Below are 20,994 nucleotides of genomic sequence, written 5' to 3' on the forward strand. Positions count from 1 at the left end.
GCCCTAGCCAATCATGCATTCCCTTTCTGTTGGCAGCACTGTAAACCCCGCCACCACATGCCCCCGTTGCACCACTTGGAGCCAGAGCTAACATGACCGACCCTGCCAGCACGTCTGCCGAGGCCGATTCACACACCACAGGCTCCAACGCCGCACAGGCGGAGGGCGCAAGCGCCCAGCACAACCCCCGCCACATTACAGACTTTGATGCAGACCAACCGCAACATACTGCGGCCCCTGTCGGTTTTGCCGCCCTACTGGGCGTGCTCGGCGTTGTGTACGGAGACATCGGAACAAGCCCGCTCTACGCCTTTCGCTCTACGGTAGAGGTTATTTCAGGCCACCACTCCGTTGCCCCATGGGAAATTTTAGGTGTTGCCAGCCTTATTTTCTGGACACTTATTCTCATTGTGACCGTCAAATATGTGCTGCTCATTATGCGGGCCGACCATAATGGTGAGGGCGGCATTCTGGCTATTTGCTCTTTGGCGCAACGTACAACGGCCAACCCGCGTGTAAGGCTTATGCTGGGGCTGGTAGGCATTATAGGGGCCTGCCTCTTTTTTGGAGACGGCATTATTACCCCAGCTATTTCCGTGCTGTCCGCCATTGAAGGGGTAGAGGTTAGCGTGCCTGCCGCGCATGACTTTGTCATACCCGTAGCCATTGTGGTTATTATCAGTCTCTTTAGTGTGCAGTGGGTAGGTACGGGCAAAGTGGGCACCATATTTGGGCCTGTTATGCTGCTCTGGTTTGGTACTTTGGGGGTGACAGGGGCGATGGAAATTTTCCACCACCCCGGTATCCTCATGGCGCTTTCCCCCACTTACGCGCTTGAATTTGTGTTTTACCACGGCAAGCTCTCGTTTTTAGCACTAGGCTCTGTGGTGCTGTGCGTTACCGGGGCCGAAGCCCTCTATGCAGATATGGGCCATTTTGGCCGCGCACCCATTCGGTATGCGTGGCTGTTTTTTGTGCTGCCCATGTTGGTACTAAACTATTTTGGGCAGGCTGCTCTGGTTATTGCAGACCCCAAAGCACTGGCTAACCCCTTCTTTTTGCTATGCCCGCACTGGATGCAAGGACCAATGGTTGTGCTTTCAACCTTTGCAACGGTTATTGCCAGCCAAGCCGGTATTTCGGGTGGGTTCTCTTTGTGCCGCCAGCTTATCCAGCTTGGCTATATGCCCCGCCTGCGCATTACCCACACCAATGCGGAAGAAGAAGGCCAGATTTACCTACCAGACTTTAACCGCTTTCTGGCCGTGGGGGCTGTGCTGCTTGTGGTGGCCTTCCGCAGTTCAGACGCTCTGGCATCGGCTTACGGCATTGCGGTTACGGGTACATTTATCTGCACGTCTATTCTGGCCATTGTGGTGTTTCGCCGCCACTTTAACTGGTCTCCGTACCAAGTGGCTGCGGTATTTGGCAGCTTTCTACTGCTTGACCTCACCTTTTTCTCAGCCAACGCGCTTAAAATTCCTGATGGTGGCTGGGTGCCCGTCCTGCTGGGCTGCGTCCTAACCCTTATGATGACCACATGGAAAAAAGGCCGTGGCCTTATTGTGGGCCGCCAACGCCAAGACAGCCTGCCCATGGGGTCTTTCATTGCCCGGCTACCACAATCGCGCATTATCCGCGTGCCCGGTATGGCTGTGTTCATGACCGGCACACCAGATTTTGTGCCGCCCTGCCTGTTGCATAACTTGCGCCACAACAAAATTCTGCACGACCATGTGTTGTTTGTAACCGTACAAAACCTAGACCAGCCAGAGGCAGACCGTGGGCACCGCGTTTCTGTTGAAGAGTTGGCCCCCAATATCTACCGTATCATTCTGCGGTATGGCTTTATGGAAATGCCCAACATTCCGCGTGCACTTGAAGGGCTAAAAGCCAACGGAGTAGATTTTGATGCGCTGCAAGCCTCTTACTTTACCTCACGCGAGTTAATTACCCGCTCTTCCGTGCCGCGCATTTCACACTGGCGTATGTCTCTGTTCCTGTTTATGGCGCGTAACTCTACCTCCAGCATGGAGTTCTTCCGTATTCCACCAGACCGTGTGGTGCAGTTGGGCGTTAAGGTGGCAATCTGACCTACAGTAACGAACCCCTCGCCCTTTATATTCACTGGCCGTTCTGTCTGGCTAAATGCCCGTACTGTGACTTTAACTCACATGTGCGGGCCCACATGCCAGAGGCCCGTTTTGCCAAAGCCCTGCGCACCGAGCTGGCACACGATGCCGCACGGCTTGGTAGGCGTAAGCTGGGGTCTATTTTCTTTGGGGGGGGCACGCCCTCCCTCATGGCACCAGAGAGTGTGGCCGCTTTAATAGCAGATGCCACAACCCTGTTTGAGCCTCTACCCAATATGGAAATAACACTGGAGGCCAACCCCACCAGTGTTGAAGCCGGGCGCTTGGCCGCCTTCAGGCAAGCGGGCGTTAACCGGGTATCTTTGGGTATTCAGGCCCTTGATGATACAGCTCTTAAATTTCTGGGCCGCGAGCACTCAGCCCCGCAAGCTCTGGCTGCGCTGGAAACTGCGCGCAAGCTTTTCCCGCGTATTACGTTTGACCTCATTTACGCGCGCCCCGGCCAGTCTTTGGCCGACTGGCAGCAGGAGCTTAATACGGCCCTCAGCCTCGTGGCAGACCATGTGTCTCTTTACCAACTCACCATTGAGCCGGGTACAAAGTTTGAAGCCCTGTACCGCACAGGCGCTTTTACACTCCCCAATGAAGAAGAAGCCGCGGCTCTTTACGAAGAAACAGCCAATATTACCGCCCGCCACGGCTTGGCTGGGTACGAGGTCTCAAACTACGCAAAACCCGGCAGCGAAAGCCGCCACAACCTTACCTACTGGCGTTATGGAGACTATGTGGGCCTTGGCCCCGGTGCCCATGGCCGCGTAACAGAAGGCAACGCTCTTTTTGCCACCCGCCGCCACCGCGCGCCTGAACCGTGGGCTGAGCGGGTAGAACAAACGGGCACAGGCCAAACATCGCAAGAAGCACTCAGCCCCCAAGACCGTGCACGTGAAATGCTGCTTATGGGCCTGCGCGTTACAGAGGGCATTGCTCTACCCCGCTTTAACGCCCGTACAGGCCTAACGCTTGAGCAGGCAACGAACGCTACAATTTTACAAGCCGCCTTAGAAGAAAACTACCTGGAGCTTACCCCAACCACCCTACGCGCCACCCCAGAAGGCCGCGTAAGGCTAGAAGCCCTGCTGCACGCCTTGCTGGTGTAGCAACGGCTTTGCACGGCATCATGGTAGGCTCTATCGGTGCTACTATTGTGGTGCAATAGCCACTTTTGCCACCACAATACGGAACATTACGGCACGCTCGTAAAGCCCGCTTCAAAGGTCACCTGTTCAGGCACAAAAACGCCTGCTGTTTCTACCTTTAAACCCAGATTTTTTTGACGCAGCCTGCACCGTAGTCAAGCAAGTAAAAAGGTACCCCTCTGGCGGCAATATTTTTTCAGCAACACTCTCGTTCTTGCCCTATAAACAACCCTCTGTTGCCAAGAACTGGCCTGCTATGGCCCCTTACTGCCCGAGGTCTTTTATGCGCCTAACTGCTCTCTCCCGCTTTTTCTCGTTAGGTACATGTACCCTTGCCGTAGCATTGTGCACAACAGCCCCAAGCACCTACGCTGCAAGCGCTCAAGACCCGGCATTGGTTATTGAAGACAACGACTTTCTAGGCCCCGGTGGCTCAGACATTCAGTCTACCATTCCGCTCTTGGGTAACCCGCATATTAAGGTATTAGGCTTTACCGTTACTACCGGCGATGACTGGGAAAATGCCGAGTCAGCCCACCTGCGCCGCTTTCTTGAATTTGCAAAACGCACAGATATTCCAGTTGCAGAGGGGGCCGTTTACCCCTTGCTCAACACACCTGCCCTTATGAGACTACACGAGCAGGAGTTTGGCCGTATTCCATGGAAAGGCGCTTGGGGCGGCCTAGGCGATGGCACCACCGTGCCCGAAACACAACCAGCCCTCCCCAAGTTGCCAGAAGGGCTACCCAGCACCCCTGCGGCACAAGAGACTGCTGCCTTATTTCTTATCCGTGCGGTGCATGAGCACCCGCATCAGGTTACTATTGTGGCGGCTGGGCCACTTACCAATTTAGCCCTCGCCATTAGGCTAGACCCAAGCTTTGCCGCTACGGCCAAACACTTAGTGTTTATGGGGGGCTTGCTTGATACAGACCTTATGTCTGTTACCGGCAACGCCAATTTTGCCTCAGACTTTAACATGATTTTCGACCCCGAAGCCGCACACATTACCCTTACCGCCCCGTGGCCTGCTATTACTGTTGTTGGTAATATTTCCAACTCGGTCGCAATGACCAAAGCCTACATGGCCCGCATTACGCAAAAATCTACCCCTGTTACGCGCTATCTAAGCCAGTATATTTCGCCCCTCCCCATGTGGGACGAAATGACAACCGCCATAGCCGCAGACCCCTCTTTGGTCACCCAGTCTGTTAAAGCCTATATGGATATTGATACGAGCCAAGGCAGCCATTACGGCCATGCCCGTGTATGGCCAAAAGACTCAGCCCCCCGCACCCAGCATGTGCGTGAGGTTATACTTGTGCAGAAAATAGATGAAGCCCGTTTTCTAAACAGCTTTATGCAACAGGCACACTCACTCTAATACCCAACACCAAATCTTGCTGCCTTCAAAAAGAGGGCAGCAACAGCGCCACCACCTGCACCTAGCCTTGAGCTACAAGGCCGCACAACTTTATGAAAACAGAGTAGGCGCTGTGCCCATTTTGTTCTAACCTAACGCTATGCTTAACCTCATCAAGCTCGTTGTTGGCGTCTCTTCGCTTGAAGAACTGGCAGAACGCCAAAAGCAGTCTATTAACTGCCGCCTACACCCTGAGCACGGGCCCTTGCCTGTTGTGCATACCCGCTCTTACCCCCGCCGCTGCGACGAAATTTTAGACGGGGGCTCACTTTACCGCGTTATTAGCGGGCTTATTTTATGCCGCCAGCCCATACTAGATATTGTGTCCGAAACCCGGCCAGATAGCACACAGGGCACGCTTATTCTACTTTCGCCACAGATTATTAGGGTGGAAGCCCGCGCCCTACGACCATTTCAAGGCTGGCGCTACCTAGAGAGCAAAGACGCCCCACCCGACCTTGGCACGGGTGCAACCACCCAAGCAGCACTCCCCCCGGCATTGCAAAAAGAGCTAACATTACTGGGGCTATAACACGCGCACTGGTACAAAAAGCCTGCCTGCCCCCCCCTGTCGGGCCGCACGCGCTCCTTTAAAAACTCTTGTAATTGATACAGAAAACTCGGCGTGTATCTGTTTTCAAGAAAACGTCACACGAGCATATCTGAAATCGCGGTAAGAGAAACAGGCACCTCATTTTAACGGGCATAGAGCTTGTATTATGGGGCGCTTAGTAAGGGCTTCCCCGCCTTTGGTCTGGTCTCTCTCACAACGAGCTTGCCCCATGCCTTACCCCTCTCGCACACCGCTTGCTTTTCAAGATCGCTCTACCCCGCGCGACACCGCAACAGAACGGTGGCTAAAAACCATACGGCAAAAGGTTGAAAATACCCCCACGCAACCGCGTGTGCATTTTCAACGCTCCCCCCTACGCCCGGTTGATGAAGAAGGCACATTGCGCGATTTTGAATGAAACCGCCCCGCTTCTGACACTTTCTCTTTCTAACAAGTAAAGAAGACGTGTTGCACAAAGCGGAGCCATACCATGACCCTGCCTATAAGAGCGTTTATAAAAATAATGTTGGTGGCCACGGCTTTACTGGCCTGCATACCACAAGCTTTTGCAGAACGGAGCGTGCATTACACCGGCATTTTTAAAACAATGCACAGTAACCACGCCTTTGCCAACACCACGTTTGATGCGCTTTTTTACCCCGCAGCGCATGTGTTGCGCTACACAACCACGTGGCCTACCACGAGCAGCCCTGTTACCGCTGTTTTGGTCAATACCCCGCTAGCTAAACCCCATAGCGGCACAACAGAGCGGAGCACGGCTAACAGCCTAACAGGCAGCGTGTTACTCACAACAGAGCAAGAAAGCACGCTCCAGCAAAACCAACTCTCCCTTACCCTCAGCACCAAAACCTTTCCACATGGGGCTGCAAAAGTGTTGCTTACGCACTAAAAATATACTGTAGCTTTACCGCAACTCTGTAAGCAGTATACTCAAAGCGCTACATTTTTGTTTATTGCCCCACAAAACCTCTCTAAAAAGGCCGTCCTTTAGCCGCAACTCCTGCGACCAGACGCTGCATTTCTGCTTATTTACACACTATATTGGCTACAACATTGCACTGTTGCTGCATTAGAGTTTTGGGCAGCCTCGCGCGCCCTATCATAACCCAGCACACGCAACCTCTCCGCCATTACTCCGTTAAAAATGAATCGTCTTTATTAGAGCGTGGAGTATTAGGGTATGCGTTTTTTAGCCTTTGCAGCACTTCCGGCCTTATCTTTTCTATACCTTAGCACGGCTGTAGCAGCCCCAGCCCAGCAACACCTCACACTAACCCCTAACAACACCCAAGCCCGCCTACAGGCTAGTTCGGCTGTGTCTTCCATAGATGGCACATTTGAAAAAGTTAGCGGCTCTCTCAGTTATAATCTGGAAGAGCAAAGCTGCCATGTAGACCTAACCATGAACGTAGACAGCCTTAAAGTAGGCAGTGCGCTTATAAAAGGCGTTATGCTCTCTGGCCTTATGTTGGATAGTGATTCCCACCCTACCATGCATTATGTAGGTGATTGCACACCTAAAATAATCCATGGCAAGCTCCATACGCAACTTGTTGGCACCCTCACCATGAGAGGTCAAACACACCCTCTTACGTTTGCCGTGCAAATGCATTTTACGGGTAACACGTTAACCAGCATTGCCAGTAACGCCGAGTTTGACCAACGAAAATGGGGGTTAAGCACCCTGCTCCATACGGTTGACCCTATGGTCAAAACCCAAACCCTTATTACCTTACCCGCACCCAACTCAGCCACTGCGCCCTAACACCACAACTTTATATATTAAGCACGGGCTACAAGTTTGCTGCACCACAAATACACAAACAGCCAAAACTATTTTGGTTTTCTGCATGAACGAAGTGTGATGCTCATCATCAATCAGATCAGAACACATTACGCTCTGCACGTTTCACTAAATAGGCTGCCGCAAAAGTCAGGCAAGTCGATCTTATGTGCCGTTTGAGACATGCAAATATGGCTGCGTCACTTCAATAAAGCGGGCATCGTGGCAGCCCTCTCGCGCCTTTAGTCTTAGCAATACACAACCAGAGCGTGATTATAGTTCTTGAAAATAACGCTATGCTTAAAAGTTTTTAACGATGCAGCAAAACACGCCACTAAATATGAGGGAAAACGCTAAACGCCTGCATGGCAGCGCCTCAAAAACGGCAGCACCATGCAGGCATAAATTAAGAACGACCCATTAGCACTTTAAAACTGTGCGTTTTCCTGTGCTGGGGCTTTAGCGCCCTCTTGCTGGGCGGGGTTTTCTGAGGTCAATTTACCCGGCGTGGTTGAGTGCTCAACATCGTACGCCGTTGCTTTTTCCTGATAGGTGCCTTTTGCGCCGGGGTGTTCCTTATCATACAAGGCGGCTTTCTGCTTGGCTTCCTTACGGTATTCGTGGCGGCGGTACATGCCAGTTACGCAGCCCCCTACTGCCCCAAGCACACCGTGGTTCACCAAATGGCCACCAACCGCACCAGCCGCACCATATTTTAGGCACCCGCCGGGTTCAGCCTGCGCCACCGTACCCGTGGTAAGGGCAACAGCGGCAACAGCCGCCAAAAGTGTAAACTGCCGCATAAACTCTTTTTCCTCACACTACCGTTCTCAGCTAACGGCTCCAGTCTTTCAATATAGTCACGCGGCTGTGTTCTCACAATGCCAGCATGTTGCAGGCCGTCACCCACGTAGCTAGCAAGACCCGCCTTACACATAACCAAGATGCGACACTTAACTTACCAGTACAAAGCATAACGCCTTGGCTTGCACACTCTCATTGCTCATTCGAAAATTCATAATTCAAGAATCAAGAGGCTGTTTTTGTAAATAATAAACAATTTTTCTGCCATGATGCACTCACATCGTATTAGCACACCCAACAACGCGTTCAGGCCACTAGAAGGAATACCGGCCCCACTTAAAACAATATTTACAACGGCGCTACGAGCGCGCTTCAAGAGCCGTCAGCCGCCCACTAAGGGCTAACTTACTATCTCGAGGCTACCCACGCGGCCTTTGTACCCCGCAACAGCAGCATCGTGGCTGTCGAAATACCTAATTTAAGCACACACGCCCTTACAAACAGGGACACTACTTTTTTGCAGCACTTTTGAAGGTATTTTTTGACAGGCCTCTCTCAGAAGGTCGTCCCCTTACAGGAACAACACTGCCTCACCTCGGCTGAGAGCCTGCACCACCACGTCCAAAACGGCTTCAAGCAATTTTTGCTCTGCGGCACCAAAGCGGTTTTTAAGGGGGCTATCTAGGTCAAGCACCCCCAATAAGGTGCCATGGAGCAGTACAGGCAGTACCATTTCTGATGCAGATGCCCCATCGCAGGCAATATGACCGGGAAAAGCGTGCACATCTGGCACAATGCAAGCCGTTTTGCTTTGTGCAACCGTACCACACACACCCTTACCCAACGGAATACGCGTACACGCCACCCGCCCCTGAAACGGGCCTAAAACAAGCTCACCATGCCGTAGCAGGTAAAACCCCGCCCAGTTCAGGTCTGGCAAAGCCTCAAACACTAAAGCTGAGACATTCGCCAATGTTGCAATCAGGTCTGTTTCATGTGCCGTCACCCCTTTAACTGCGCTCAGCAGGTCGTCTGGGGTTAGGCGTTGGGCTGGGGCACTCATACGCGCAAAACCGTTCTTATTTGGTGTTTAACAAATCTGGCCCACGCAGCGCAGAGCGGCTGCACACTGCGGCCTGCAAACGCGGCTTGAGTGTTGTAACATCAAACATTGTGTTTTTATCGAGCATAAGGCGGCCTACACCACCCCACGCATAAGCAGGGTTAGTGCTTACGCCCGGTTTGCGCGCAAGTTTACGCCCTAACACACGTACTGTTGTATCTGTTGTCAGGTTATGCCCGTAGCAATACGCCATAAGCCCCGCCACATTCGCGGCTGAAGCACCCTCAACTGTTGGAATACCATCATAGTCCAGCACGCCGGGGGCGGCATTAGCTGCTGTCATGGGTGGGGCTGTTCTTGGCACCACCAGCTTACCGGGCGCGTGGCTTGGCACGGGGGGCTGTGTGTCTGTCTGGGCATGGGCTGGTGTGCCAAGCGCTATAAGCCCTACGCAGCTGCTAACAGCCAGTGCTGCTGCCAGCTTGGAAACCAGACAAGATCCAGACATATGGTAATTCCTTAAAACAAAAGAGACGCTACAGACTTAAAAACACTTAGCCACAGGCGGCAAGCCACTTAGCCTGTTTTACTGCCATGCCCCCGGCACCAAACGCTTGCACACAAAACGCCCATAAGGTTGCCCCCGCTCGTATTTACCCTTGGCAGCCTGCGTGCTTTGCGCTAGGGAGAAGGCCACGGACCCGTAGCTCAGCTGGATAGAGCGTCGCCCTCCGAAGGCGAAGGTCACGCGTTCGAATCGCGTCGGGTCCACCAGCTCAATTCTCCAAATATGCTCCAATATCTCTTTAACGTATAGCCGCGCGCTGTTGCGCAGTGCTGTGCTCATTTGGCTCTGTGGCAAGCGGCTTTTGTGCGCAATACACCACGCCCACTTACGCCATCTCGTCGGGTTAAGGCCCCACTAAACTCTCTAGCCGGGCTGGCAACAAAATGGGTAACTCCTGCTTGCCATAGCCTAACTGGCCTTGTTGGCTGGCAAACCATAGGGCTGCGGCACTGTCCCCACCCGATGAGAGCCAATGGCTGGGGTTAAACATCCAGCTTACTATGTCTTGCATAAGCAGCGCCCCATTACGGTCGCGGAGCAAAAGGTGGTGGCCACCGGGTATTACGTCCAAACGTGCTTTTGTTAAGGCTTGTATTTGCGCCATTGCCTGCCACGCCTGCGCCATAGCGGCGGGGGGCACAAGTTGGTCTTTATCGCCATACGCACAAAATACAGGCCCATGCAGGTTTTTGGCAGCATGGGCCGCTTGCCGCATAAGGGTAACCAGCCCTTGCAGGGCTTCCCAACGGGTGGCGTGTAGCGTTAGGGGGTTGTAGTATAGCCGTATCAGCGCGGCCATATTATCGCTTGCAACAACATGCACAGGCACGCTGTGCTCCGGTACCAAGGCGTGGGGGGCCAAGGTGCTAAACACCCCCAATGGCGCGCGCGCCACGGCTCCCAAATTCCAAACAGCAGGCGCAAGCAGCACCGTGCCGGCTACGTTTGGTGCATCGGGCTGGGCCATAAGCACCATTAACACAGCGCCCCCCATGCTTTCTCCAGCCAAATAAAGCGGTGTCGTGGGGTGCTCATGCTGCAGGTGGGCCACAATATTGCGTATATCAGCCACCATGCGGGGCGTACCGGCCCAAAAGCTCCGGCCGGGGGCTTGCCCAAAACCTCTTTGGTCTGGCGCTATAACCGTTATGCCGTGTTGGGCAAATTGGGCGGCTGGCACCTCCCATGCGTCTCGGCTGTCATTAAAGCCATGCAGCGCCAGCATAAGGGCGCGCTCTTTGCCCTGTGCGGGCCAGAGCCGTGCGGGTAACACGGCACCATCAGACAGAGTAAAGTGTAACTGTGCAGGCACAAGGCGGGCAGCCTCACGCCATTGTGCAGGTGGCTTGGGCGCGGGCGGCATAACGGTGCTACATGCCGCCACCATAAGCAGCAAACACAGAGCCAGTACACGTTTTAGCACCATTAATTCTGCACCCTTTTTAACGCAGCTTTTGCGCCTTACCCGACTGCTCACGCTGATGGGATAACCCAGCACATAGCAACACACCACACACAGAGTTAACATGCCTTTTGCGATAAACCAGAGTCGGTTTTAATGCCTGCCTTTTGGGCTTTGAAGGACGTGTTACATGCTCATCCAGCCGCAAAACCCTGCCCCACGCCCCCGGTTGGGGCATGTTGAAACCATAGTGGTCGATACTCGTAAAATTGCCTGCGATGGGGGCTTAGGTGCACTGGGGCACCCACGTGTATGGCTTAAAATAGCAGACCACCAAACGGTATGCCCCTATTGCTCGCGCCTGTTTGTGCTGCAACCAGACACCCCACACACGCACGACCATTAACTCTACAGTTCTGACAGCCCGCGCTAGCCAGAAGCCTTACGCAGCAGCACACTCTCATAGCCCTACCCAACAAAGGTATATGCGTTATAGAGTAGGGTATTCCCGTAAAGTGGTTTTTGCTCTGCTTGAAAGACTGCATGCATGCGCATTTTCTCCCGCTCCTTTGTTACGCGCCTGTTTGCTGCTGTGCCGTTTGCTGCCAGCATTGGGTTAGCTACCACCCTACCCAATGCTGCCCAGGCAAAAGAAAGTGCGGCTGTTAGCACTGAGCATTCCCAAGCCACTCTCATTACCGCATTAGACAGCACAGATGGCTCTGCCCCCCTAGCCGTTGCCCTTCGGTTACGCTTACAGCCCGGCTGGCACACTTACGGCCAAAACCCGGGAGATGCGGGCGAGCCAACGGCCGTAACCCTAACCGCACAAGGGGCGTTAACCGGCCAGACCGACCATATTACATGGCCAACCCCACGTCGCATTAGAGAAGCCTCTCTCATGTCGTACGCCTATACTGGTGATGTTGTGTTGCCTTTGGCACTGTCTCTGGCACCAAGCAAAAACACGCTTACAGATGGCAGCCGCAATACGGTTTTAAACGCCCACGCCACGTGGTTGGTATGCGCAACACTCTGTGTGCCAGAAGAGGCAACTTTAACACTTACACTCCCCTACGGGCCGCCTACCCCTTCAACCCAAGCCCCTTTATTTGAGGCAGCAAGCCAAGCCACCCCTGTGCCCTCACCTTACCACGCCACCATTGCCCCCAATGGGGCATTGCATCTGAGTGGGCCAGATCTTTCCCCCGTTGCGGTTAAAAAGGCATGGTTCATGCCTGACCAGTCTGGGCTTATAGACCAACCCGCAGAGCAACCACTTACTGTGCACAACGGCTCTCTCACCCTTAAACTTAAGCGCTTGCCAGAATTTGGGCCACAACAGCTGCTTTCTGGTACACTGGTTTTGCAAGATGCTGCGGGCAGCCAACATGCTCTTGCCCAAAAAGCAGAGCCTACCAGCACCAACCCACCCGATGAGACTTTAGAGGCAGAACCAGAAACCGGCTTATTCAAACTGGTTTTATTTGCCTTTTTGGGTGGGCTTATTCTTAACCTTATGCCGTGCGTTTTTCCTATTCTGGCCATGAAGGCGCTTACCGTAGCCCGTTTAGGTAAAACTGAACGCCGCATCCAAACCTTAAGCGCTCTGTGCTATACTTTTGGTATATTAATCACGTTTTTAACCCTTGGCGGTCTGCTTCTTGGGTTACGTATGGCGGGTAATACAGCGGGCTGGGGCTTTCAGTTTCAGTCACCGCTGTTTGTTACACTCGTTACGTGGCTCCTGTTTGTTATGGCGCTTAACCTGTTAGGGGTTTTTGAGTTTTTACCCGTTAATACAGGCAGTAAAAACCAAACCACCCCACAGCATGGCCATTGGCACGATATTCTAACCGGCATTTTGGCCGTTGTTGTTGCAACCCCCTGCACAGCCCCTTTTATGGGGGTTGCCATTGCAGGGGCACTCTCTGGCCCACCGGTTATAGGGCTGGGTATTTTTGCCGCTATGGGCCTTGGCTTAGCGGCCCCCTACCTTGTGCTTACCCTTGCTCCCGGCCTAGCCGCACACCTACCCCGCCCCGGCGTATGGATGCAGTATTTACGCCAGTTTTTGGCCTTTCCACTTTTAGGCACCTGCGTGTGGTTGCTGTGGGTAGCCGCGTTAGAAGGCGGGGCAAATGTTGTGCTGCTGCTTTCAACCGGGCTTGTGTTGTTGGCTTTTGCTGTATGGTTGTACGGGGTAGCGCAGGCGCGCCTTATACAACATGGCCATAGCCGTGGTACGGCAGCGCTGCACGGGCTTGCACTTTTGGGGCTTATAGCAGCCCTTGCGCTGGCACCTGCTTTGCACCATTTGGCAGGGCAACCACCAACCAATACCACACAACCTGCTACACTCCCCAAAGGGGTAGAAGCGTTTACCCAAGAACGCTTTGAAAGCCTAAAAGCCCAAGGCAAACCCGTTTTTGTAGATATGACAGCCGCATGGTGCATTACCTGCCTAGTAAACGAGCGCGTGGCGCTTGATACAGCCAGCATACAACAGGCTTTTGCCCAATATGGCGTTACCCTACTGCGCGGAGACTGGACAAACCACGCCCCCGCCATAAGCGCCTTTTTAAAAGCCCACCACAGAGACGGCGTGCCACTTTACATTTATAATGCAGGCCACGGCCCAGACCAGATTTTACCCCAAATTTTAACACCGGGCTTGGTGCTAAAAACTATTACCCCTTAAAAACAACTCGACCTGCCGCCCTTTGCAAAAAGCTTAATGGCCCAAGCAATAGGGTGGCAAAACCGCGATAGGAAAGTGCCTCGGTCGCGCATTAAACCGCAACAGCGCCGCAGCACTTATGCGCACCCTACATAAATGTTATGTTATATCATTTTACTCTTTTTAAAAATTTATTTAATCTGGCCAGAACAAAAATAACAGTCTGGAACTATGCACCGTGCCACGGGTCTTTTTACCACCGTCTGACACCACGTTTTTGTTTGCTCTGCTGCTAACAGCGGCCTTAACCAGTTTTGGCGGCATGGCAGAAGCCGATACCGCGCCAGAAACACCCCCCAAACAAATAAAAGACCAAGAGAGCGAGAAAGAAGACCCCCGCCCCCCTTCTGCCCATGGGCCGGAGTATGTCACTGTTAAAAGCAGCGCCACGGCAGATGGCACAACCCACCACACACCCGGTGGTGGGCTTATGCCGCCCCAAAAAGCACCACGCGCCCAAAGCGGTATAACCCGAGATTTTATCGCACGCCAAAGCCCGACCGAAAGCCCTGTTGCCCTCATAGCCAACCTGCCGGGCGTTATTTACGCCGCAAACGACCCCCTTGGCACAAACGATGACCAACAAGGCCTTTCTGTCAGAGGGTTAGACCAAACTGAAATAGGCTACCTGTTTGAAGGCGTACCCGCGGCCCCACCGCTTTTTTTAACACCCTACACCTCTGCCACGGCAGATACAGAAAACATTCGCAGCATTACACTCACTCAAGGTTCGTCAGATGCCACTGCCTCGCTTTATAATGCCGTAGGGGGGCAATTAAGTGTACAAATGGCACAACCCGAGAAAAATGCAGGGGGTTTTATAGACCTCTCTTACGGGTCTTACGCGCTCAATCGCGAATTTTTGCGGCTTGATAGCGGTGAGATAGGCCATAGTGGCATAACCAGCTTTGCCTCTTTTTCATACCGAGATGCCGCCCAATGGCGCGGGGCCGGGCATAGCCCGCGCTATCATCTTGACAGCCGCCTCGCCAAAGAATGGGGCCAAGGCAGCAAAACCTCTCTTATTTTTTCGTATAACTGGCAACGGCAATTTTACCTGCGCGCCCCTACCAAAACCCAATGGCAGGCCAACGGTACCCACTTTAACTACACCAGCCACTACACAGACGGAGACACCGCTTATTACCTGTTACAAGAAAATGCACGGGCCCAAACTTTTATAGCTGCACCAACAGAATTTGCGCTTACCAAGCAGTTACACCTCTCTCTTAACCCCTATTTTATTTACGTAACGGGGTATGATAGCTACGGCACAACGCTAGACCCTACAGGCAGCTACCAAGGCAACCAACCAGCAGGCACCTTACAGGGCGGCACTATTGGTAAAAATGGCCTTATTACTGCAGTTGCAACCGACACGTTTAAACAGGCCCACTCTGGCATTACTGCGTCTTTACGGTGGGACTACGGGCATAATACCCTAACTGCGGGCACTTGGTATTCTTACTACGATTTTTCAAACCCATCCCGCTATGCCGCGGTTAACGCGCAAGGGGGGGGCCAATAATATGCAGGGCCACCAGCCTATTTTAACCCAAACGGGTGAGCCACTTACCTCTTACAACTCGCACTTGGTACAACAAGTTAACGCCCTTTTTGTGCAAGAGCGCTTTCGCGCCCTTTCCAACCGCTTAACACTGTCTGCGGCCTTTAGGGCCATTATGGTAACGCGCACCATAAGCAACGCTTTACCGGGGGCACGATACAGAAATGGTGCCAGTTATTTTTCACCACAACCACAGGTTAGTGCCAGTTACGACATAACCCCGCACGACCAAGTTTTTATAAACGGTACAACAGGGTTTAGGGCACCCTCTGGTATTTCTAACTACAATGACCGTTTTAGCGTAAGCACCGGCAAACAAAACCGCAGTGCAACAGCAGACACAAAACCCGAATATTCAATTGGGGAAGAGTTAGGCTACCGCCATACCGGGCCGGTCAATATTGCTGCCTCTGTGTTTAACTACAACTTTACCAACCGCCAGATTAGCACCACCAGCAGCTTAAACGGCGTTATGGTAACAGAGTCCATTAATGGTGGGGGCCAAACAGCACGCGGTGCCCAGCTTGAGGTAGGGCTTAGCCCGTGGCACCATTTTAGCCCTTACGTGTCTGGGCAATATATTCATGCAACGCTGGATAATAACCTGCGCTCTGGCACAGATTACGTGCCCACCAAGGGCAAAAAAGCCATCCGCACACCAACTTTTTCGGGCAGTATTGGCTTGTCTTATGACAATGGGCACGCTTTTGGCCAATTTAGCCTCAACTATGTTGGCCCCACTTATTCTACTTTTATGAATGATGAGCGTATTCCCGGTTTTACAACGGCTAACCTCAGCATAGGGTACCGGCTTAAACAGGTGGGGTTTGCACGCTCTCCGCAAATTCAGCTTAACCTTATTAACCTTGGGCAGCCGGGGTATTTGTCTGGAGTTAACAGCGTGTCTTTCAATGCCAAAAGCACCAAAGGTATTTATGGCTCTACCATAGCGGGCCGCGCACCCACTTATTTTGTAGGGGGTGGCTTTGCGGGGGTGGTGTCTGTTTCTACCGGGTTTTAGGGCTTAGGCTGCTTGCTGGGGCAGCCTTTAGCATAGGGCTGGGTAACAAGTCGGTGCTGGACATCGGGGCTAAGGGCGCATATCCCAAACCAATGCTTTTCTTCTCTGCACGGCTGCACCCGGCAGCCCTGAAGCCGGTAGCCTGACCATGACCCAATCTGATACCCCCCACCTTGTTCTGGTAGATGGCAGCGGGTTTATTTTCCGCGCGTTTCATGCCCTGCCCCCCATGACCAGCCCCGATGGTGTGCCGGTTAACGCGGTCTATGGGTTTACCAACATGCTTGCCCGTATGCTGCGCGAGCATGTGGGCACGCATTTAGCGGTTATTTTTGATGCCGGGCGGCACACCTTCCGCTCCGAAATTTACCCCCAGTACAAAGCCCACCGGCCCGAGCCACCAGAAGATTTGCGCCCACAATTTTCCCTTATCCGTGATGCCACACGCGCCTTTAACGTACCCAGCATTGAACTACAGGGGTGGGAGGCAGATGACCTGATAGCCTCTTACGCCTGCGCTGTGCGTAAAATTGGGGGCACGTGTACCATTGTCTCATCCGATAAAGACCTGATGCAGCTTGTGGGAGATGGCGTGTGCATGCTTGACCCCATGAAGCAAACCCCCATTGGCCTGCCAGAAGTTGAAAAGAAATTTGGCGTACTCCCCGAAAAGGTAGTTGAAGTGCAGGCCCTTATGGGAGACTCCACAGACAACGTGCCCGGCGTACCCGGCATTGGCCCCAAAACGGCCTCTGCCCTTATTAACGAGTTTGGCACCCTAGAAGCCGTGCTGGCCGCCGCCCCAGACATGAAAAAGTCTAAACGGCGCGATATGCTGATAGAGCATGCAGAGGCCGCGCGTATTTCGCGCAAGCTGGTTGAACTGGCCTGTGACGTACCCCTGCCCGAACCCATAGAAGACCTACGTGTGCGTGAGCTAGATAAACTCACGCTGGCAGACTGGCTGGAGAGCATGGGCTTCCGCTCCGTGCTCAGCCGCCTTGGTGTTAGCCACCCTGCGGGCGCACATGCGCACCGGGTAGCACATGCAACAGCACATGCCTCTATTAACGGGGCGGCTCAAACTGCGGCTACCCCAGCCCCTTCTGAAAGCACACCCAACGCTGCCCTGCTGGCTGCCCCCTATAGCGGTTACGAAACTGTCCGCACCGCAGAGGCCCTGCAAAAATGGGTAAGTGCTGCACAAGAAGCCGGGCTATGCGCAGTCGATACCGAAACCGATGGCCTAGACCCGCTTAATGCCAACATGGTTGGCCTGTCTTTGGCCACAGCACCGGGTAAGGCCTGTTATGTCCCCCTACGGCACGAAGGCACATTAGAAGAACCCGCAGGGGAGCAGTTAAGCGTACAAGCCGCTCTAGAGCTTATACGCCCGCTACTTACAGACGACACCACGCTTAAAATCTTCCAAAATGCGAAGTTTGACCTGCTGGTGTTTGACCGCGCGGGGCTGGATTATGCCAGCATTACCGCTGTCGATGACACTATGCTTATGTCTTACGCCCAGTCTGCCGGGTTGCATGGGCAAGGTATGGACGAACTTTCAACCCTGCACCTTGGCCATACCCCCATAAGCTACGACAGCGTAACCGGTACCGGCCGTAACCGCGTGCCCTTTGCCCAGGTAGCCGTAGCCCGCGCAACCGAATACGCCGCAGAAGATGCAGACGTAACCCTGCGCCTATGGCACGTTTTACGCCCCACCCTGCGCACCAACCAAGCCTTGGCCTTGTATGAGCAGATAGAGCGCCCGCTCTCGCCCGTGCTGGCCGGTATGGAAAAAGCAGGCATTGCCATAGACCGTGCCGAGCTGGGCCGCCTGTCTGAAGACTTTGCTGGCCGTATGGCGGTTATGGAAAAAGAAATTCACGCAGCTGCCGGGCGAGAGTTCAATGTGGCCTCCCCCCGCCAATTGGGTGAAATTCTATTCGATGAAATGGGCCTAAAAGGCGGCAAGCGCGGCAAAGCTGGCGCGTGGGGTACAGATTCGTCTGTGCTGCAAGACTTGGCAGACCAAGGGCACGACCTGCCAGAAAAAGTGCTGGCATGGCGGCAACTTGCCAAACTTAAAAGCACCTATACAGACGCCCTGCTGCGCCAAGCCTCAACCGAAGATAGAGTGCACACCTCTTTCCAAATGGCCATTACCACTACGGGCCGTTTGTCTTCTAACGAGCCAAACCTGCAAAACATTCCTATCCGTACAGAAGAAGGCAGCCGCATACGCCAAGCCTTTATTGCGCCTAAAGGCAAAAAACTTATCTCGGCTGACTATTCTCAAATTGAGCTGCGCCTCTTGGCAGATGTCGCCAATATTCCCGCCCTGCGAGAGGCTTTTGCCCTTGGGCAAGACATTCATGCCCGCACAGCCTCTGAAGTGTTTGGCATACCCCTAGAAGGCATGGACGCCCTAACCCGCCGCCGGGCAAAAGCCATTAACTTTGGTATTATTTACGGCATTTCTGCCTTTGGCCTAAGCCGCCAGCTTGGCATACCGGCGGGTGAGGCCCGGTCTTATATTGATGCGTATTTTGCCCGCTACCCCGGCATACGGGATTATATGGAGCGCATGCGCGAGCAAGCACGGGCACAAGGCTATGTGCTTACACCCTTTGGGCGGCGGTGCTACGTACCCACCATTAACGAAAAAAGTGCCGCCCGCAGACAATACGGAGAGCGACAGGCCATTAACGCCCCCCTACAAGGTGGCGCCGCAGACATTATTAAACGCGCTATGGTGCGCCTGCCCCAAGCCTTAAAAGACGCCGGTTTTTCTGCCCGTATGCTGCTACAAGTGCATGACGAACTGCTCTTTGAAGCAGAAGACCACGAAGCTAAAGCCGTAGCCGCTTTGGTACGTAACATTATGGAATCCGCCGCTGAACTGTCTGTTCCGCTGGTGGTCGAAACTGGCATTGGCCACAACTGGGCAGAGGCACACTAACCATGACACCTAAAGGCAAGCGTATTCTCCTTACCACCGCAGCCATTCTCGCGGCATCGGGCCTTGGTGTGTATTTTACAACCAGCTTGGCCCTACACCACGGCCCTACGTTAAACAGCTATGGTAACGAGGTTGGCGGCTCTTTCAGGCTTATGGACGCCACAACCGGCACCATGACCGACCAAACCTTTCATGGCCGCTGGATGGTTGTGCTGTTTGGCGCCAGCCACTGCACCCACGATGCGTGTGAACCCGCCCTGCGCGCCATGTCTGAGGCCCTCGATCGTGTAGACCCCACCCGCCGCAACGCGGTTATTATTTTTGTAAGCCTAGACCCCGACCGAGACGATGCCGAGCGCCTACACCAACTTGCCACCGCTATTGGCCCACGGGTTGTGGCGGGCACGGCATCTCCCCACGCGCTGGTTGACCTGGCCAAAGAATACCAAGCCCCCATTGAAAAAACAGATGACCCCGAATGGTCTTATACCATGGGTATGTCGCCCCACTTTGTCGTAATGGACCCCAATACGCGCTACAAAGGGGTTATAGATGCCTCTCAAACCCCAGAGGCCATGCGCATGCAACTTGAAAAACTCATGACTCCTGAAAAATAGTTTCAAATACGCCATAACACCAAAGGTTACCGCGCATGCCCAGCACTGGCTCTTCTCTCTCCAATCTTGTTACCCTCTTTGCCAGCCGGGCAGCGCAATACGACCACTCAGGCACCCTTGCGCAAGACAACCTGCAAGACCTTAAAAAAGCCGGGCTTTTAGCTTTAACTGTTGCCCCCCAGTATGGCGGCGACGGTAAAACCCTGCGTGATATTTTGCCCTTGCTTGAAACCCTCGCACAGGGAGACCCCTCAACCACCCTTATTTTGGCCATGCAGTGCTTACACCACCACAGCATTGCAACCGCGCACCACTGGCCAGAAGAGGTACGCAAAATGGTGTCTGTTGCCGCCGTGCAGGACGGCGCACTGCTTAACGCCCTGCGCGTAGAGCCTGAACTAGGCACCCCCTCACGCGGGGGCATACCGGCCACACGGGTTCAATACCATAATGGCCAATGGGTGCTTAATGGCTACAAAATCTATTCAACCGGTTCTACGGCGTTGCGCTGGGGTATTGTCTGGGCCGCTACACAAGAGGCCGAGCCCCGCCTAGGCCATGTGCTCGTACCCCTTAATGCACCGGGTGTACGCATAGACCCAACATGGAACCAAATGGGCATGCGTGCCACCGCAAGCCACACGATTTATTTTGATAACGTGGTAATACCAGAAAGCTTTTTGGTTGACCTGCGCACACCAGAGGGTTGGAAAAACTCTGGCACAGACATTATTATGTGGCACGCCCTGTGTATTGCCAGTTTATATAATGGGGTAGCTCTTGCCGCCAAAGACTGGCTGGTTAGCTTTTTGCATGCCCGCAAACCAGCAAACCTTGGTGCCTCTTTAGCAACGCTACCGCGCTTTCATACCTTAATGGGTGAAATTCAAAGCCTGCTTTCAACGAACCAAGCGGTTATGGCAGAGTGGCTCACGCACTATGAAAACGGCACCGCCACCCCAACAACGGCCAACCTTGCAAAATATATCGTAACAGAAAACGCTATTGCCAGCGTGCAAAAAGGGGTAGCCGCCATTGGCAACCCGGCCCTATGCCGCGATAACCCGCTTGAGCGCCACTTACGGAACGTGCTGTGCGCCCGTATTCATACCCCGCAGGCAGACACCGCTTTGGCCGCCGCAGGTAAAGCCGCATTAGGGGGAGTGTAACGCTGCTGC

General features: G+C 53.6%; 18 protein-coding genes and 1 tRNA gene. 15 read left to right on the forward strand and 4 right to left on the reverse strand.

What is annotated here, in order from left to right; genetic code table 11:
- Positions 1-92 precede the first annotated feature (92 nt).
- The 7 genes from Abor_RS04500 to Abor_RS04530 all read left to right on the forward strand — a co-directional run bounded on the left by Abor_RS04500 (position 93) and on the right by Abor_RS04530 (position 7,051).
- A complete protein-coding gene (locus Abor_RS04500) occupies positions 93-2,093 on the forward strand; it encodes a potassium transporter Kup (RefSeq protein ID WP_048840629.1) in 2,001 nt (666 codons plus the stop codon).
- Entirely contained in the window at positions 2,090-3,250 is a 1,161-nt protein-coding gene (gene hemW, locus Abor_RS04505) for a radical SAM family heme chaperone HemW (protein WP_048840630.1), read from the forward strand. The genes Abor_RS04500 and hemW overlap by 4 nt, the downstream gene beginning before the upstream one ends.
- A gap of 322 nt (positions 3,251-3,572) precedes the next feature.
- Complete coding sequence (locus tag Abor_RS04510; protein ID WP_048840698.1) at positions 3,573-4,673, forward strand: nucleoside hydrolase; 1,101 nt, start codon at positions 3,573-3,575, stop codon at positions 4,671-4,673.
- 139 nt (positions 4,674-4,812) lie between these two features.
- Positions 4,813-5,244: a DUF1489 family protein gene (locus Abor_RS04515; protein ID WP_048840631.1), complete on the forward strand. Its 432-nt coding sequence runs from the start codon at positions 4,813-4,815 to the stop codon at positions 5,242-5,244.
- A 250-nt stretch (positions 5,245-5,494) separates the two neighbouring features.
- Positions 5,495-5,683 carry a hypothetical protein gene (locus Abor_RS04520; RefSeq protein WP_048840632.1) on the forward strand — a complete coding sequence of 63 codons (189 nt, stop codon included), beginning with the start codon at positions 5,495-5,497 and terminating at the stop codon, positions 5,681-5,683.
- 72 nt (positions 5,684-5,755) lie between these two features.
- Positions 5,756-6,175, forward strand: a complete 420-nt coding sequence (locus Abor_RS04525) for a hypothetical protein (RefSeq protein ID WP_052946354.1) — start codon at positions 5,756-5,758, stop codon at positions 6,173-6,175.
- A 291-nt stretch (positions 6,176-6,466) separates the two neighbouring features.
- Positions 6,467-7,051 carry a YceI family protein gene (locus tag Abor_RS04530; RefSeq protein WP_048840633.1) on the forward strand — a complete coding sequence of 195 codons (585 nt, stop codon included), beginning with the start codon at positions 6,467-6,469 and terminating at the stop codon, positions 7,049-7,051.
- Between the two features lie 446 nt (positions 7,052-7,497).
- On the opposite strand, the gene Abor_RS04535 is transcribed toward Abor_RS04530, so the two are convergent.
- From Abor_RS04535 to Abor_RS04545, 3 genes are all read right to left on the reverse strand, one after another.
- A complete protein-coding gene (locus Abor_RS04535; protein ID WP_048840634.1) occupies positions 7,498-7,872 on the reverse strand; it encodes a hypothetical protein in 375 nt (124 codons plus the stop codon).
- 572 nt (positions 7,873-8,444) lie between these two features.
- Positions 8,445-8,936, reverse strand: a complete 492-nt coding sequence (locus Abor_RS04540) for a GAF domain-containing protein (RefSeq protein ID WP_048840635.1) — start codon at positions 8,934-8,936, stop codon at positions 8,445-8,447.
- Positions 8,937-8,952: 16 nt separating this feature from the next.
- On the reverse strand, positions 8,953-9,444 hold the full coding sequence (locus tag Abor_RS04545) for a hypothetical protein (protein WP_048840636.1): 492 nt from the start codon (positions 9,442-9,444) through the stop codon (positions 8,953-8,955).
- Between the two features lie 189 nt (positions 9,445-9,633).
- On the opposite strand from Abor_RS04545, the gene Abor_RS04550 reads away from it, so the two are divergent.
- A tRNA-Arg gene (locus Abor_RS04550) sits at positions 9,634-9,710 on the forward strand.
- A 137-nt stretch (positions 9,711-9,847) separates the two neighbouring features.
- Here Abor_RS04550 and Abor_RS04555 read toward each other — a convergent pair.
- Positions 9,848-10,930 carry an alpha/beta fold hydrolase gene (locus Abor_RS04555; RefSeq protein WP_052946355.1) on the reverse strand — a complete coding sequence of 361 codons (1,083 nt, stop codon included), beginning with the start codon at positions 10,928-10,930 and terminating at the stop codon, positions 9,848-9,850.
- A gap of 166 nt (positions 10,931-11,096) precedes the next feature.
- Here Abor_RS04555 and Abor_RS04560 point away from each other — a divergent pair, with 166 nt between their 5' ends.
- From Abor_RS04560 to Abor_RS04590, 7 genes are all read left to right on the forward strand, one after another.
- Positions 11,097-11,312 carry a zinc-finger domain-containing protein gene (locus tag Abor_RS04560; protein WP_048840637.1) on the forward strand — a complete coding sequence of 72 codons (216 nt, stop codon included), beginning with the start codon at positions 11,097-11,099 and terminating at the stop codon, positions 11,310-11,312.
- Between the two features lie 141 nt (positions 11,313-11,453).
- Positions 11,454-13,607 carry a protein-disulfide reductase DsbD family protein gene (locus Abor_RS04565; RefSeq protein WP_084594371.1) on the forward strand — a complete coding sequence of 718 codons (2,154 nt, stop codon included), beginning with the start codon at positions 11,454-11,456 and terminating at the stop codon, positions 13,605-13,607.
- A 217-nt stretch (positions 13,608-13,824) separates the two neighbouring features.
- Positions 13,825-15,174 (forward strand): TonB-dependent receptor plug domain-containing protein, encoded by a 1,350-nt coding sequence (locus Abor_RS04570; RefSeq protein WP_052946356.1) that lies wholly within the window; start codon positions 13,825-13,827, stop codon positions 15,172-15,174.
- A gap of 1 nt (position 15,175) precedes the next feature.
- Positions 15,176-16,234 (forward strand): TonB-dependent receptor domain-containing protein, encoded by a 1,059-nt coding sequence (locus Abor_RS04575; protein ID WP_052946357.1) that lies wholly within the window; start codon positions 15,176-15,178, stop codon positions 16,232-16,234.
- Between the two features lie 148 nt (positions 16,235-16,382).
- Positions 16,383-19,199, forward strand: a complete 2,817-nt coding sequence (polA, locus tag Abor_RS04580; RefSeq protein ID WP_048840638.1) for a DNA polymerase I — start codon at positions 16,383-16,385, stop codon at positions 19,197-19,199.
- 2 nt (positions 19,200-19,201) lie between these two features.
- On the forward strand, positions 19,202-19,816 hold the full coding sequence (locus Abor_RS04585) for an SCO family protein (RefSeq protein WP_048840639.1): 615 nt from the start codon (positions 19,202-19,204) through the stop codon (positions 19,814-19,816).
- Between the two features lie 35 nt (positions 19,817-19,851).
- Positions 19,852-20,985 (forward strand): acyl-CoA dehydrogenase family protein, encoded by a 1,134-nt coding sequence (locus Abor_RS04590; RefSeq protein ID WP_048840640.1) that lies wholly within the window; start codon positions 19,852-19,854, stop codon positions 20,983-20,985.
- Positions 20,986-20,994 lie beyond the last annotated feature (9 nt).

The sequence above is a fragment of the Acetobacter orientalis genome (assembly GCF_000963965.1).
GTDB classification, from domain to species: Bacteria; Pseudomonadota; Alphaproteobacteria; order Acetobacterales; family Acetobacteraceae; genus Acetobacter; species Acetobacter orientalis.

What these genes read in the sequence shown, in the direction of transcription:
- Abor_RS04500 (WP_048840629.1), top strand. Translation starts at nt 93, where the DNA reads ATGACCGACCCTGCCAGCACGTCTGCCGAGGCCGATTCACACACCACA.
- Abor_RS04510 (WP_048840698.1), top strand. Translation starts at nt 3,573, where the DNA reads ATGCGCCTAACTGCTCTCTCCCGCTTTTTCTCGTTAGGTACATGTACC.
- Abor_RS04515 (WP_048840631.1), top strand. Translation starts at nt 4,813, where the DNA reads ATGCTTAACCTCATCAAGCTCGTTGTTGGCGTCTCTTCGCTTGAAGAA.
- Abor_RS04520 (WP_048840632.1), top strand. Translation starts at nt 5,495, where the DNA reads ATGCCTTACCCCTCTCGCACACCGCTTGCTTTTCAAGATCGCTCTACC.
- Abor_RS04525 (WP_052946354.1), top strand. Translation starts at nt 5,756, where the DNA reads ATGACCCTGCCTATAAGAGCGTTTATAAAAATAATGTTGGTGGCCACG.
- Abor_RS04530 (WP_048840633.1), top strand. Translation starts at nt 6,467, where the DNA reads ATGCGTTTTTTAGCCTTTGCAGCACTTCCGGCCTTATCTTTTCTATAC.
- Abor_RS04535 (WP_048840634.1), bottom strand. Translation starts at nt 7,872, where the DNA reads ATGCGGCAGTTTACACTTTTGGCGGCTGTTGCCGCTGTTGCCCTTACC.
- Abor_RS04540 (WP_048840635.1), bottom strand. Translation starts at nt 8,936, where the DNA reads ATGAGTGCCCCAGCCCAACGCCTAACCCCAGACGACCTGCTGAGCGCA.
- Abor_RS04545 (WP_048840636.1), bottom strand. Translation starts at nt 9,444, where the DNA reads ATGTCTGGATCTTGTCTGGTTTCCAAGCTGGCAGCAGCACTGGCTGTT.
- Abor_RS04555 (WP_052946355.1), bottom strand. Translation starts at nt 10,930, where the DNA reads ATGGTGCTAAAACGTGTACTGGCTCTGTGTTTGCTGCTTATGGTGGCG.
- Abor_RS04560 (WP_048840637.1), top strand. Translation starts at nt 11,097, where the DNA reads ATGCTCATCCAGCCGCAAAACCCTGCCCCACGCCCCCGGTTGGGGCAT.
- Abor_RS04565 (WP_084594371.1), top strand. Translation starts at nt 11,454, where the DNA reads ATGCGCATTTTCTCCCGCTCCTTTGTTACGCGCCTGTTTGCTGCTGTG.
- Abor_RS04575 (WP_052946357.1), top strand. Translation starts at nt 15,176, where the DNA reads ATGCAGGGCCACCAGCCTATTTTAACCCAAACGGGTGAGCCACTTACC.
- polA (WP_048840638.1), top strand. Translation starts at nt 16,383, where the DNA reads ATGACCCAATCTGATACCCCCCACCTTGTTCTGGTAGATGGCAGCGGG.
- Abor_RS04585 (WP_048840639.1), top strand. Translation starts at nt 19,202, where the DNA reads ATGACACCTAAAGGCAAGCGTATTCTCCTTACCACCGCAGCCATTCTC.
- Abor_RS04590 (WP_048840640.1), top strand. Translation starts at nt 19,852, where the DNA reads ATGCCCAGCACTGGCTCTTCTCTCTCCAATCTTGTTACCCTCTTTGCC.